This is a genomic window from Nocardioides dongkuii (assembly GCF_014127485.1).
Lineage (GTDB): Bacteria > Actinomycetota > Actinomycetes > Propionibacteriales > Nocardioidaceae > Nocardioides > Nocardioides dongkuii.
Window position 1 is genome coordinate 2,838,487 of record NZ_CP059903.1, and the last position, 12,737, is coordinate 2,851,223.

A 12,737-nucleotide genomic window follows, 5' to 3' on the forward strand; every position below is an offset into this window, starting at 1 on the left:
ATCCTCGTCGGCCGACAACGAGCGCTCACCACCACTCGCTGTCGAGCTTGCCCTCCATCGCGCGCAGGTGCTCGCGGGAGCAGGCGGGGCAGAAGGTACGCCGCCGGCCGTTCTCGACCGCGGTGGTCCAGCTGAGCGCGGTGGCCGGGTCGTCGTCCTCGCGCTCGTGCCGGCCGCAGAAGTCGCAGGTCCGCATGCCGCCACGATAGGTCGGGAGCAGGCTCCGGACGTGCAGGAGCCGGGCACGACCGTCGGTGGTCGTGCCCGGCTCCTCTCTTCAGACACCCGCGATCAGGGTGCGTCCTTCGGCCCCTCAGAGAGCGCGAGCCAGGGCGAGCCGCGCCCGCTGCGCAGCCTGCTCGGCCTTGCGGCTGAGGCGGGCGGCACGGACCATCTGGTGGCCCCGGCGAAGCTGCTGCGCCTCTCCCAGGCGCATGGACATTTGTGCGCGGGCCAGGTCTTCGTTCATCAGACTCATGTCGTTGCTCCGGTTTCGGTGGATGTTCATGGGAAGTGGTCGGTCCTTCTGTGTCGGTCGCTCAGAGCGCTCGGGCGAGGGCGGTGCGTGCCTGAACCGCGGCGATCTCCGCGCGGCGGGTCATGCGGTGCGCGCGGACCAGGTGGTGGCCGCGACGCAGTTGCTGCGCCTCTCCCAGGCGCGCGCTCATCTGCGCGCGGGCCAGGTTCTCCTGCATGAGGTTCATCTCGGTGCTTCTCTCGGTCTCGGTGCTCGGATGGTGCTCGGAGGTGGAGCTCGACGCCCTAGGCGGCGTCGGTCTTGCGAGGGCGGCCACGGGGCCGCTTGCGGGGGATCACCACTCCCTGGAGGAAGAGCTGTCCGCCCCAGACCCCCCACGGCTCACGCCGCTCGAGGGCGCCGTCGAGGCACAGGGTCCGGACCGGGCACTCCTGGCAGAGAGCCTTGGCGTGCTCCACGTCGGCCGGGGACTCCGCGAACCACAGCTCCGGGTTCTTCACCCGGCACGGCAGCCGCTCGTCGTCGACCCGTACCGCCTGGTCGTGGAGCTCACCCAAGGTGGCCCCGTCGGTCCGGTCGAGAACGCTGATGGTCATGTTTCACCTCCTTCGAGTCCTGATCGCTGTGTCTGGTGTGTGCGAGAAAACGACAAAGGCCGCGGATCCCGGTTCGGGATCCGCGGCCTGGAGGCGACGACACAGCTGGTGCTAGCTGGTCGGTGGACTCCAGGCGAGGGTCCCCGGGACGTAGGTCGGCACGATGTCCATGCCGCCCTCGACGGCCTGACGGACGCGCGCGGTCACGGACGTGCCGATGCCGGCGATCACGCCGAGATCGGTGCCGCGGAAGGTCGCCCAGAAGGCGTGGCCACACGTGGGCAGGGCGAAGCTCGACGGGTTCTGAGCCGTCATCGAGAGCTTGGTGCTGAACATGCGTGCCACCTCCTTCGGGTAGTCGTGCGCCGGCGTCGTCAGGGCCGTGGGGCGCGATGTGCGGGTAGGAAAAAAGTTACCGTGGCCGCTCGGTAAGGAGCAATCGATTTAATGGTCATTTCTTCGCAAAAATTCTGCCACGCGTGCCGGCGTCAGCCGACGAGCCCGAGGACGTCCTCGCCGTAGCGCTCGACCTTGGACCGGCCGATGCCGCTGATGCGCAGCAGCGCCTCCGGCGACTGCGGGCGGTGCTCGGCGATCAGCTGGAGGGTCGCGTCGGTGAACACCACGAACGCGGGAACGCTCTCGTCGTCGGCCCGGGACTTGCGCCACTCGCGGAGTCGCTCGAAGAGCTCCTCGTCGTACGACGCGGGGCAGTCGGCGCACCGGCCGCGCTTCTTCTCCGCGCCCGTCGACAGCGGCTTGCCGCACTCGCGGCAGCTCGCGACCTTGCGGCTGCGGGCGGGGGCCCGGTCGCCCTTGGCCTCCTCGGGCAGCAGCCGGTCGAGGAACCGCGACGGCTTGCGGCCCGCCCGCCCTCCGGGGTTGCGGGCCAGGGCCCACGACAGCCAGAGGTCGACCCGGGCGCGGGTCACGCCGACGTAGAGCAGCCGCCGCTCCTCCTCGACGGCAGCCGGGGTGTCGGCGTAGGTGATGGGGAGGGTGCCGTCCTGGAGGCCGCACAGGAAGACCGAGTCCCACTCCAGACCCTTGGCCGCGTGGAAGGTCGCGAGCGTGACGCCGTCGGCGACCGGGGCGTGCTGCTCGGCCGCGCGCCGGTCGAGCTCGTCGACGAACCCGCCGAGGTCTCCCCCGGCGGCGGCGTACTCGGTGGCCTGGCCGACCAGCGCCTGCCAGGACTCCCACCGGTCGCGGGTCTGGCCGCGGGAGGTCGGCGCCTCGGACGTCCAGCCCATCCCGGCGAGCGTGCCGTGCACGGTCTCCAGCAGCTCGTCGCCCTTCGCCTCGCCCTGGCCCGAGCGTGCCGCGCCGCGGATGCGGGTCACGGCCTCGCGCACCTCGGGCCGCTCGAAGAACCGGGCCGCGCCGCGCACGACGTACGAGATGCCGCGGGCCGCGAGCGCCTCCTCGAAGGACTCCGACTGGGCGTTGATGCGGAACAGCACCGCGACCTCCGCCAGCGACCGGCCGCTCTCGCGCAGCGCCAGGATGCGCGCCGCGACCGCCTCGGCCTCGGCCACCTCGTCGGGGTACGGCGTGTAGCTCACCGTCGGCCCGGAGGGGCGCTGGGCGCGCAGCTTGACGCCCTGGCTGGTGGACCCCTGGAGCAGCGTGTTGGCGGCCTCGATGACCTCGGGGGTGGAGCGGTAGTTGCGGACCAGCTCGACCGACGTGGTGCCGGGGAACTTCGCGGGGAAGTCGCGCAGGTAGTCGGCGTTGGCGCCGGCGAAGGAGTAGATCGTCTGCGCCGGGTCGCCGACGACGCAGATCTCGTCGCGCCCGCCGAGCCACAGGTCGAGCAGGGCCGACTGCAGCGGCGAGACGTCCTGGAACTCGTCGACGACGAACCACTTGTACTGCCGGCGCACCTGGGCCGCCACCCGCTCGTCGTCGGCGAGCATGCCGGCGGTGAAGAGCAGGACGTCCTCCATGTCCATCCGGCCCTGGGCGCGCTTGACCTCCTCGTAGCTGCCGAAGACCCGGCCCACCGTCTCGGGGTCGTGGCCGGTGACGGCGCGGCCGCGGGCCGTCGCGACCCGGGCGTAGTCGTCGGGGTGGACGTTGCTGACCTTGGCCCACTCGACCTCGGAGGCGAGGTCGCGCAGCAGCGCCTGGTCGGCGGAGAGCCGCTGGCGCCGCGCCGCCGAGGCCAGCAGGCCGATCTTGGAGTCGATCAGGCTCGGCAGGTCGGACCCGTGGACGGTCGGCCAGAAGTAGCGCAGCTGGCGCAGCGCGGCGGAGTGGAAGGTGCGGGCCTGGACGCCGCTGGCCCCCAGGACCCGGAGCCGGCCGCGCATCTCCCCCGCCGCCCGCGTCGTGAACGTGACGGCCAGGACCTCGGTGGGCGCGTAGACACCGGTCGCGACCCCGTGGGCGATCCGGTGGGTGATCGCCCGGGTCTTGCCGGTGCCGGCACCCGCCAGCACCCGGACCGGCCCGCGCAGCGCCTCGGCGACACGTCGCTGCTCAGGGTCCAGTGCGTCGAGCAGCTGGTCGGGCGAGGGGGGCATCGGTGGAACATCTCCTGGGAACCGGTGGTTGGATCTGCTAGCAGCTCCAGACCCTAGACGCCGGAGGCGACAACCGAATGGCCAGCACGTTCACGATGTACTCCACCCCCTGGTGCGGCTACTGCCACCGGCTCAAGAGCCAGCTCGACCGCGAGGGCATCCCCTTCGACATCGTCGACATCGAGCAGGTGCCCGAGGCCGCGAAGATCGTGGAGGCGGCGAACAACGGCAACCAGACCGTGCCGACGCTGGTCTACGCCGACGGCACCGCGCAGACCAACCCGTCGCTGGCCCAGGTCAAGGAGAAGCTGGCCGCGCTGGCCTCCTGACCGGCCGGTCACCAGCCGGTCACCAGCCGCCGGGCAGCGGCCCGCCGTACCAGTGCTCGACCAGCGACCGGCTGATCGAGACGCCGCGGGGAAGCAGCAGGCGCCCCGACTCGGCCTCGGCGCGCAGCTCCGCGCGGGTGAACCAGCGGGCCTCCTCGATCTCGTCCCGGTCGACCTCGATGTCGGTCGAGGTCGCCCGGCCGACGAAGCCGAGCATCAGGCTGGCCGGCAGCGGCCAGGGCTGGTTGCCGAAGTACTCCACCTCGCCGACCAGCACGCCGGTCTCCTCGGCCACCTCGCGGCGCACGGTGTCCTCGAGCGTCTCGCCCGGCTCGTAGAAGCCGGCGAGGGTCGAGAAGCGGCCCTCGGGCCAGACCGCCTGCCGCCCGAGCAGGCAGCGCTCGTCGTCCGTGCCCGGCTCGCCCGAGGTGACGATCATGATCACCGCGGGGTCGGTGCGGGGGAACTGCGCTCGGCCGCACTGCGTGCAGACCAGCTCGTGGCCGGCGGCCCGGGGCTCGAGGGCGCCGCCGCAGCGCGGGCAGAAGCGGGTGACGAAGAGCCACTCGGCCAGGCCGACCGCGTGCAGGAGCATCGGCCCGCCGTCGAGGGTGCCGTCGGCCAGCGGCGTGAGCAGGTCGCGGATCCCGAACCAGTCACCGCCCTCCTTGGCCAGGCCGGGGCCGGTGACCACCGCGAACCAGGCCCGGGCGTCGCGCTCCCCCAGCAGCACCCGCACCCCGTCGGGGGCCTCGGCGGGCGAGACCCAGTCCAGCCGGCCGTCGTCCGGGCGCACCCGCGTCCCGGACAGCACGAGCACCCGGGAGCCGGGATCCGCCCAGCGGTCCTCGAGCCAGGCCTCGTCCTTGCGGCGTACCGCCACCCGGTCGTGGGGGTCGACGGTCATCCGGAGGTGCGGGTGGGTCACCGGAGCAGCCTAGGCGCGGGCCGGCTCGCTACGGCCTGAGGGCCTTGAGCGCCAGCACCACGACGCCGGCGCCGAAGAACCCGAGGACGGCGAGCCCGAGCGTCTGCTGTCCGTCCTCGCCACCGAAGGCCCACAGCGCGCCCCACACGGCCGGCAGCAGGCACAGCAGGGCGAGGAACAGCAGCGGCCAGTTCGGGCCCGGGGCGTCGCTCACGCACCCAGGATCCCATCCGCCCCGGGGGAAGGCCGCGCCGGTCCCCGGCGTTGACCCGCTGTGGAGGTTCTCGACTCGCTGGTGATCGGCGCCGGGCAGGCGGGCCTGTCCGCGTCGTACCACCTGCGGCGGCGCGGGCTCACCCACGTCGTCCTGGACGCCGACGCCGCCCCGGGCGGGGCGTGGCAGCACCGCTGGGACTCGCTGACCATGCACGACGTCCACGGGATCGCCGAGCTCCCCGACGCGGACCCCCCGACCGACCGGGCGGGCCGCGCCAACGTGGCGGTGCCGGCGTACTTCGCGGCGTACGAGCGCGAGCACGGCCTGCCCGTCCTCCGCCCCGTGCGGGTCGACGCGGTGACCGCCGGCGAGGACGGGCTCCTGGTCACCCGGGCCGGTGAGCGCACCTGGACCTCCCGCACGCTGGTCAACGCCACCGGGACCTGGAGCCAGCCGTTCGTGCCGCGCTACCCCGGCATGGACACCTTCCTCGGCGAGCAGCTGCACACCCACGACTACCCCGGCCCCGAGCACTTCCGCGGCCGACGGGTCGTGGTCGTCGGCGGCGGCGCGTCCGCCGTGCAGTTCCTCGGCGAGCTGGCGCCGGTCACCGACACCCTGTGGGTCACCCGCAGGGAGCCGGTGTGGCGCACCGACGACTTCACCCCCGAGGCCGGTCGCGCGGCGGTCGCGCTCGTCGAGGACCGGGTACGCCGCGGCCTGCCGCCCGCGAGCGTGGTCAGCGTGACCGGGCTGGCCCTGCGGCCGCAGGAGCGGGAGGCCGAGCGGCGGGGCGCCTACCGGCGGCACCCGATGTTCGTCGCGGTCGAGCCGGACGGCGTCCGGATGGCCGACGGGTCGTTCGAGCGCGCCGACGCGATCCTGTGGGCGACCGGCTTCCGCCCGGCCGTCACGCACCTGGCGCCGCTGCGGCTGCGCTCGGCGGCCGGGGGCATCGCGCTGGACGGGACCACCGCCGTGGCCGACCGGCGGGTGCAGCTGGTCGGCTACGGCCCCTCGGCCAGCACCATCGGCGCGAACCGGGCCGGGCGGGCCGCGGCCCGCGGCGTCGCGCGGTGGCTCAGCGAGGACGCCCCGGACCCGCCCGGAGGTCAGACCGCCGCGACCAGCCGCTCCAGCCCCTCGCGGTCGGGCAGGTCGGCCGGCTCGACGAGCTCGCCGGTGCGGACGTAGAAGAACGCGGCCCGCACCCGCTCGAGCGGGACGCCGTGGAGCTCGGCCCAGGCCAGCCGGTAGATCCCCAGCTGGAGCGGGTCGGCGTTCTGCGCACGGCCGGTCTTCCAGTCGACCAGCAGGAAGCCGGGGCTCCCGTCGGCGGCGGTCTCGGTGTAGACCGCGTCGATCCGGCCGCGCACGACCTGGCCGGCGAGCACCAGCGCGAACGGCGCCTCCACCTGGTGGGGCACCCGGTCGCCGAACGGCCCCGCGACGAAGGCCTCCTCCAGCTCCTGCAGCTCGGTCTCGTCGTCGATGCCGGTGTCGCCGCGGCCGGGCAGGTCCTCGGGGTCCAGCAGCGGCTGCTGGCCGAACCGCGCCTCCACCCAGGCGTGGAAGAGGGTGCCGAACTTCGCCGCGGACGACGGCGGGCGGGGCATCGGCCGGACCAGCTCGCCGGCGAACGCGTCGGGGTCGTCGCGCAGCCGGGCCAGCGAGGTCGCGGAGAGGCTGGAGGGCAACGGCACCACGATGTCGGTGGACCGGTCGCGGCGGGCCTCCTCGAGCAGCCGGTCGAGCTCGGAGTCCCACTCCTCGACCCGCGCCCGGTCGACCAGGTCGAGGTCGTCCGCGGGGTCGGGGGCGTCGGGGCCGAGCGCGGTCGCGTCGGCGACCAGCTCGGCGGCGGCGAGCCGGCGCAGCGCCTCGGCGGTGTGCTCGGTGACCGGCCAGGGGACCTCGCGGACGCCGGCCTGGAGCGGGTTCGGCGTGCCCTTCTCGGGCAGGTCGCGCCAGGCGATCGGGACCGCGCCCCAGCCGGCGATCGTCTCCCGGACCACCCGCTGGTACGGCGAGGGGCCGAGCGGCGTCTTGCGGTCCTCGCGCCAGAGGTAGGAGGAGACGACCAGCCGGTGGCGGGCGCGCGTGAACGCGACGTACCCGAGCCGCAGCTCCTCGGTGGCCTCGTGGCGCTTGGTGTCCTCCTGCAGCTCGGCGAACCCCGCCTTGTCGTGGCTGCGCAGCTGCGGGAGGTCGCGCTCGTCGCCGCGCAGCGGGGCGGGCAGCATCTCGACGCGGGTCGGCCACAGCCCGCGCCCGCGGGTGTGCGGGAACTTCTCGGCGCACGCGCCGACCAGCAGCACGACGTCCCACTCCAGGCCCTTGGCGCGGTGGACGGTCAGCAGCTTGACCGAGTCGGCCTCGCTCGGGGTGGCGGCGTCCAAGCCGTTGCCGAGCTCGTCCTCGGCCTGGAGCCAGGCGAGCAGCGAGGGCAGGGTGACGGTGCCGTCGATGGCCTGGAACTCCGCGACCGCCTTGACGAACAGGTCGAGGTTCTCGCGGCGGGCGCGGGCGGCCTCGCTCACCGACGACGCGAGCTCGACGTCGATGCCGCAGGCCTCGATGATCCGGCGCACCAGCTCCAGCAGGGGCTCGCCGGCGTGGGCGCGGAGCTGGCGCAGCTCGGCCGAGAGCAGCGCGAATCGCTCGCGCGCCGCCTGGGAGTACGGCAGGTCGCCCGGGTCGTCGAGGGCGTCGGAGAGCGCGGCGACCTCGGTGGGGTCGGCGCCGGCGACCGCCCGGGCGAGCTCGTCGCCGACGCTCGCCGCCCGCTCCCTGCCGCGCGGACCGGCGCCGGTCAGCTCGGTGGCCCGCCGGCCCAGCAGCGCCAGGTCGCGCGGGCCGATCGCCCACCGCGGCCCGGTGAGCAGCGTCAGCAGCTCGGCGTTGGCGGTCAGGTCGTCGAGGAGGGTGAGCGTGGCGAGCACCTCGGCGACCTCGGGCAGCCGCAGCAGCCCGTTGACGCCGACGATCTCGACCGGGATGCCGGCGGCGGTCAGGCTGTCGAAGACGTCGGCGGCGTGCGCGTTGTCGCGCACCAGCACCCCGATCTCCCGCCACGGGGTGCGGTCGCCGGACCCGTGGGCGGCGTGGACCTCGGCGGCGAGCCAGGCCAGCTCGTCGGCGTACGCCTCGTGCACGACGGTCTGCACCTCGCCGTCGGCGTCGGTGCCGGACTCCAGCGGCGCCACCTGCGGGAACTGGTCGTGGAGCGGGCCCGCGAGCTGGTTGGCGACCTCGAGGATCCGGCAGTCGGAGCGCCGGTTGACCGTGAGCGGGTACGTCGGGACGCCGCCGCCGTCGGCCGCGGGGAAGTCCTCCTCGAAGCGCAGGATGTTGGAGACCGAGGCGCCCCGCCAGCCGTAGATCGCCTGGTTGGGGTCGCCCACCGCCGTCACCGGGTGCCCGCCCCCGAACAGCCTGCGGAGCATCAGCGCCTGGCCGACCGAGGTGTCCTGGTACTCGTCGAGCAGCACGATGCGGAACTTGGCGCGCTCCTGCGAGCCGACCTCGGGGTGCTCGTCGGCGAGCCGGGCCGCGAGGGCGATCTGGTCGGAGAAGTCCATCAGCCCGAGCGCGGACTTCAGGGCGCGGTACTCCTCGACGAGCTCGAGCGCCTCGGCGCGGCGGGCGAAGGCGCTCTCGACCTTGTCGAGCGTCGTCTTCGGGCCGTCGGCGAGCCCGGCCCGGAAGCGGGGCAGCTCGGCGGCGTCGAAGGCGCGCAGCTCGGCGGGGGTGCGCAGGTGCTCGCTGAGCGAGGCCTCGAGCCGCAGGATGTAGTCGATGACGTGCTTGGGGCTGTCGGAGAGCTCGCGCACCGGGCGGGTGTGCCGGTCGATGACCCGGGCGGCGAGCTGGTAGCGGGACGCGTCGGCCATCACCCGGGTGTCGGGCTCGTGCCCGATCCGCAGGCCGTGCTCGGTGAGCAGCGACGAGGCGTAGGCGTTGTAGGTGGCGACCGTCGGCTCGAGGACGTCGTCCGGCTCGGCCGCCACGCCGCGGCCGTGCCCGGCCGCCACGAGCGCGCCGCGGATGCGGTGGGCCAGCTCGCTGGCGGCCTTGGTGGTGAAGGTCAGCCCGAGGACCTGGTCGGGGGTCACCTGGCCGGTGGCGACGAGGTAGACCACCCGCGCGGCCATCAACGAGGTCTTGCCGGACCCGGCGCCGGCGATCACCACCGCCGGCTCGAGCGGGGCGGAGATCGCGGCCCACTGCTGGTCGCTGGGGGCGTAGTCGGTGCCCATCAGCCGCTGGAGGTCGGCCGGCGTGTCGATGCGGACCGGGGTCGCGGCCGGGGTGGCGCCCGGGGTGAGGTCCGTGGTCACGACAGCACCGTCCCGGAGCTCTTGGCGGGGCAGAGCACCTGGAAGTCGCAGTGCTCGCAGTGCGAGCCCGGCCGGGCGGGCAGCACCTCGTCGCGGACGGCGGCCGCCGCGGCCATCAGCTGGTGCTCGACCGGCCGCACCCCGTCGTCGTCGGCCGGCTGCGGCTCCTGGCGCTGCACCTTGAGCTTGGCCCGGGCCTCGTGGCGCAGCTGCCAGAGCTCCGCTCCCCCGGGCTCGGCGTCGGGGACCAGGTCGTCGACGGCGCCCTGCTCGATTGCGAGCTGGTAGAGCCCGAGCTGCGGGTGCACCCGCACCTCCTCGCCGCTGGGGGCGTACTTGCTGGTCTTGAGGTCGATCACCACGACCCGCCCGTCGTCGTCGACCTCGAGCCGGTCGGCGTAGCCGTGCAGCAGCACGCGCTGGCCGTCGGGGAGCTTCACCTCGGCGCGGATCGGGTGCTCGGTGCCGATGACGGTGCGCGCATCGGGGCGGCGGTGCCAGGCCAGGAACCGGGTGAGGGCGAGCCGGACCTCCTCGCGCTCGCGGCCGCCGGACCACGGCGTACGGAACGGGACCTGCTCCCAGACGGCGTCGACGTGGCCCATCAGCTCCTCGACGAGGGTCTCGACGGGGGTGCCGCCGTCGTCCTCCTTGCTGAGCCGGTCGGCGAGCGCGTGGACGACGTTGCCGAAGCCCTGGCTCTGGCTCGCCGCCTGCTCACCGCCCGCCTCGGACTCCAGGAACCACTTCGCCGGGCACTGCGCCAGGCTGGTCAGCGCGCTGGCCGAGAGCCGCAGCGGCTCCTCGGGGTCGCGCAGCGGCTGGGGGGCGTGGCTGAAGGCGCGGGTGCCCCACCAGCTGGCCGGGTCCGCCGCGGGCACCCAGGCGCGGCCCGCCCGGTGCTCCTCGGTGAGCCGGGCGAGCCGGTGGGCGGCGGCCCGGCGCAGCCCCTCGGAGCAGCGCTCGTCGGCGACCGTGCGGCGCAGCTCGGCCACCAGGCCGGCGAGCGAGAGCGGCCGGCGCGGCCGGCCCTGGTGGTGCTCGGCCCGCGGCGTGAGCTCCTCGAGGAAGCGCGAGGCCTGCTCGCCGTCCTCGTCGGTGGAGGCGACGGCGGTGACGACGAGGCGCTCGCGCGCGCGGGTGCAGGCGACGTAGAAGAGGCGGCGCTCGTCGGCCAGCAGCTCCCGGCTCGTCGTCGGCGGGACCAGGCCCTCGGTGCCGATCCGGTCGGCCTGCAGCAGCGTCGCGCGGCGGCGCAGGTCGGGCCAGCCCTCCTCCTGCACGTGGGCGACGACAACCAGCCGCCACTCCAGGCCCTTGGACCGGTGGGCGGTGAGGATGCGGACCGACTCGCCGCGGATGCCCTGGTCGGCCAGGGTGTCGCCGGGGATCTGCTGGGCCAGCAGGGTGGCGAGGAAGGAGTCGAGGCCGGTGTGGCCGCGCCGCTCCTCGACGCGTGCCGCCTCGTCGAACAGCGCGCAGACGGCGTCGAGGTCGCGGTGGGCGCTGCGCGCGGCCGCTCCCCCGCGGGCGACGCCGCGGCGCAGCCGGGCGGCCCAGTCGGTGCCGGCCCACAGCTCCCACAGCACCTCCTCGGAGGTGGCGCCGGCGAGCATCCGCTCCCGGGCGTGGTGCAGCAGCCGGGCCAGCCCCGAGGCCCGGACGACGGCGGGGTGGCCGGCGAGCGCATCGCCCGCGGCCCGCACCTCGTCGAGCACGCGGACGTCGACCAGCGCGGCGCGGAGCAGCTCGGGCGACGGGACCGGTCCGCGGTCCTCGACCGCGGCGACGGCCAGGTCGCGCGCCCGGAGCAGTCGCGCCAGCACCCGGACGTCGGCGGCGTCCAGCCCGGCGAGCGGGGACTTGAGCAGCCCGTGGGCGCGCTGGGCGTCGACGTACCCGCGCTCCTGGGGGTCGTCGGTGGTGAGGTGGAGCACCGCCGTCAGCGCGTCGACGAGGGTGCGCACGGCCGGCTCCTGGACCAGCGGGGTGTCGTCGGCGGCCACCTCGACCGGCACCCCGGCGGCGGCCAGGGACCGGCGCAGGCCGGGGATGGTGGTGCGGCCCGAGCGCACCAGCACCGCCATCTCCGCCCAGCCCACGCCGTCCTCGAGGTGGGCCCGGCGGAGCAGGTCGGCGAGGTGCTCGGCCTCGGCCCGGTCGGTGTCGAAGGTGAGCACCTGGACCCGACCGTCGCCGTGGTCGCCGACCGCGACCGGCGCGAGGAACGCCCGCCGGGCCTCCTCGTCGATGCTGCCGAGCAGCGGGAGCCGGGTGGCGACCCGCTGCGAGGCCCGGAGCAGCGCGGCGCCGAACCGGCGGGTGTTGCGCAGCACCACGACGTCGGCGCGCGCGCCGTCCGAGCGCGGGAAGGCGCTCGGGAACTCGAGGATCCCGCGCACCTCGGCGCCGCGGAACGCGTAGATCGACTGGTGGGGGTCGCCGACGACCGTGAGGTCGCGGCCGTCCCCGGCGAGGGCGCGGAGCAGCGCGACCTGGCCGGGGTCGGTGTCCTGGTACTCGTCGACGAAGACGTGGCGGTAGCGCCGGCGCAGCTCGTCGCGGTGCTCCTCGGCGACCAGCACCGCGCGCCGGATCAGGTCGGCGTAGTCGACCGCGCCGCGGCTGTCGAGGACGGTGAGGTACTGCTCGAGGAACTCGCCGGCCGCGACGTACTCCGGGAGGTCGTGCTCGAGCCCGAGCGCCCGCAGGTCGGGGCCCTCGAGGCCCTTCTCGCGGGCCCGGGCCAGCACCGCGTGCACCTCGGTGGCGAAGCCCCGGGTGCCGACGGCGCGGCGCAGCCCCGCGGGCCAGGTGACGGCCTCCGGGGCGTCGGAGAGCAGCTCCTGGAGCACGACGTCCTGCTCGGGAGCGCTGAGCAGCCGCAGCGGCCCCTCGTAGAGGTCGCTGGGGGCGAACTGGCGGATCAGCCCGTAGGCGAAGGAGTGGAACGTCGACCCGAGGCTGGTCGCCATCGTGCGCCCGATGCGGGCGCTGACCCGGTCGCGCAGCTGCTCGGCGGCCTTGCGCGAGAAGGTCAGGGCCAGCACCTCGTCGGGACGCGCGCCGCGGACCTCGACCCGGTCGACGATCGCCTCGACCAGCGTCGTGGTCTTGCCGGTGCCGGGCCCGGCCAGGACCAGCAGCGGCCCGCCCGGATGGTCGACCACGCGCTGCTGGTGCTCGTCGAGGACCGGGACGCGGGTGGCGACCTCCGGGCGCGCCAGCCGGTACGTCGTGGCGTCCGCCGCCCCGCCCGCCGCCCCGCCCGCCCTCGTCGCCCTGGTGGCCCCGGTCCTGCTCATGGCACCACTCCATCAC

Annotated in this window: 12 protein-coding genes; 2 read left to right on the forward strand and 10 right to left on the reverse strand. The window is 74.9% G+C overall.

What is annotated here, in order from left to right:
* Nucleotides 1-25 precede the first annotated feature (25 nt).
* From H4O22_RS13700 to H4O22_RS13725, 6 genes are all read right to left on the reverse strand, one after another.
* Nucleotides 26-196, reverse strand: a complete 171-nt coding sequence (locus H4O22_RS13700; RefSeq protein WP_182523936.1) for a hypothetical protein — start codon at nucleotides 194-196, stop codon at nucleotides 26-28.
* Nucleotides 197-313: 117 nt separating this feature from the next.
* On the reverse strand, nucleotides 314-508 hold the full coding sequence (locus H4O22_RS13705) for a hypothetical protein (RefSeq protein ID WP_182523937.1): 195 nt from the start codon (nucleotides 506-508) through the stop codon (nucleotides 314-316).
* Nucleotides 509-539: 31 nt separating this feature from the next.
* Nucleotides 540-704, reverse strand: coding sequence for a hypothetical protein (locus tag H4O22_RS13710; protein WP_182523938.1), 165 nt, complete (start codon nucleotides 702-704; stop codon nucleotides 540-542).
* 58 nt (nucleotides 705-762) lie between these two features.
* On the reverse strand, nucleotides 763-1,074 hold the full coding sequence (locus H4O22_RS13715) for a WhiB family transcriptional regulator (RefSeq protein ID WP_182523939.1): 312 nt from the start codon (nucleotides 1,072-1,074) through the stop codon (nucleotides 763-765).
* Nucleotides 1,075-1,185: 111 nt separating this feature from the next.
* Complete coding sequence (locus H4O22_RS13720; RefSeq protein WP_182523940.1) at nucleotides 1,186-1,410, reverse strand: hypothetical protein; 225 nt, start codon at nucleotides 1,408-1,410, stop codon at nucleotides 1,186-1,188.
* A 152-nt stretch (nucleotides 1,411-1,562) separates the two neighbouring features.
* A complete protein-coding gene (locus H4O22_RS13725; protein ID WP_182523941.1) occupies nucleotides 1,563-3,602 on the reverse strand; it encodes an ATP-dependent DNA helicase UvrD2 in 2,040 nt (679 codons plus the stop codon).
* Between the two features lie 77 nt (nucleotides 3,603-3,679).
* Between H4O22_RS13725 and H4O22_RS13730 the strand changes: the two genes are divergently transcribed.
* A complete protein-coding gene (locus H4O22_RS13730) occupies nucleotides 3,680-3,931 on the forward strand; it encodes a mycoredoxin (RefSeq protein ID WP_182523942.1) in 252 nt (83 codons plus the stop codon).
* Nucleotides 3,932-3,950: 19 nt separating this feature from the next.
* Here the strand turns inward: H4O22_RS13730 and nudC are convergent, their stop codons facing one another.
* Both nudC and H4O22_RS13740 read right to left on the reverse strand, forming a co-directional pair.
* Nucleotides 3,951-4,859: an NAD(+) diphosphatase gene (nudC, locus tag H4O22_RS13735; protein WP_182523943.1), complete on the reverse strand. Its 909-nt coding sequence runs from the start codon at nucleotides 4,857-4,859 to the stop codon at nucleotides 3,951-3,953.
* A 28-nt stretch (nucleotides 4,860-4,887) separates the two neighbouring features.
* Complete coding sequence (locus tag H4O22_RS13740) at nucleotides 4,888-5,073, reverse strand: hypothetical protein (protein WP_182523944.1); 186 nt, start codon at nucleotides 5,071-5,073, stop codon at nucleotides 4,888-4,890.
* A 60-nt stretch (nucleotides 5,074-5,133) separates the two neighbouring features.
* On the opposite strand from H4O22_RS13740, the gene H4O22_RS13745 reads away from it, so the two are divergent.
* Nucleotides 5,134-6,270: an NAD(P)-binding domain-containing protein gene (locus tag H4O22_RS13745; RefSeq protein WP_182523945.1), complete on the forward strand. Its 1,137-nt coding sequence runs from the start codon at nucleotides 5,134-5,136 to the stop codon at nucleotides 6,268-6,270.
* On the opposite strand, the gene H4O22_RS13750 is transcribed toward H4O22_RS13745, so the two are convergent.
* On the reverse strand, nucleotides 6,189-9,416 hold the full coding sequence (locus H4O22_RS13750) for an ATP-dependent helicase (RefSeq protein ID WP_244962972.1): 3,228 nt from the start codon (nucleotides 9,414-9,416) through the stop codon (nucleotides 6,189-6,191). The genes H4O22_RS13745 and H4O22_RS13750 overlap by 82 nt on opposite strands.
* Nucleotides 9,413-12,721, reverse strand: coding sequence for an ATP-dependent helicase (locus H4O22_RS13755; protein ID WP_182523946.1), 3,309 nt, complete (start codon nucleotides 12,719-12,721; stop codon nucleotides 9,413-9,415). Before H4O22_RS13755 ends, H4O22_RS13750 begins: the two co-directional genes overlap by 4 nt.
* Between the last annotated feature and the right edge of the window lie 16 nt (nucleotides 12,722-12,737).

Excerpts from the sequence above, each read along its gene's own strand:
- H4O22_RS13700 (WP_182523936.1), bottom strand. The coding sequence starts at position 196 with ATGCGGACCTGCGACTTCTGCGGCCGGCACGAGCGCGAGGACGACGAC.
- H4O22_RS13705 (WP_182523937.1), bottom strand. The coding sequence starts at position 508 with ATGAACATCCACCGAAACCGGAGCAACGACATGAGTCTGATGAACGAA.
- H4O22_RS13710 (WP_182523938.1), bottom strand. The coding sequence starts at position 704 with ATGAACCTCATGCAGGAGAACCTGGCCCGCGCGCAGATGAGCGCGCGC.
- H4O22_RS13715 (WP_182523939.1), bottom strand. The coding sequence starts at position 1,074 with ATGACCATCAGCGTTCTCGACCGGACCGACGGGGCCACCTTGGGTGAG.
- H4O22_RS13720 (WP_182523940.1), bottom strand. The coding sequence starts at position 1,410 with ATGTTCAGCACCAAGCTCTCGATGACGGCTCAGAACCCGTCGAGCTTC.
- H4O22_RS13725 (WP_182523941.1), bottom strand. The coding sequence starts at position 3,602 with ATGCCCCCCTCGCCCGACCAGCTGCTCGACGCACTGGACCCTGAGCAG.
- H4O22_RS13730 (WP_182523942.1), top strand. The coding sequence starts at position 3,680 with ATGGCCAGCACGTTCACGATGTACTCCACCCCCTGGTGCGGCTACTGC.
- H4O22_RS13755 (WP_182523946.1), bottom strand. The coding sequence starts at position 12,721 with ATGAGCAGGACCGGGGCCACCAGGGCGACGAGGGCGGGCGGGGCGGCG.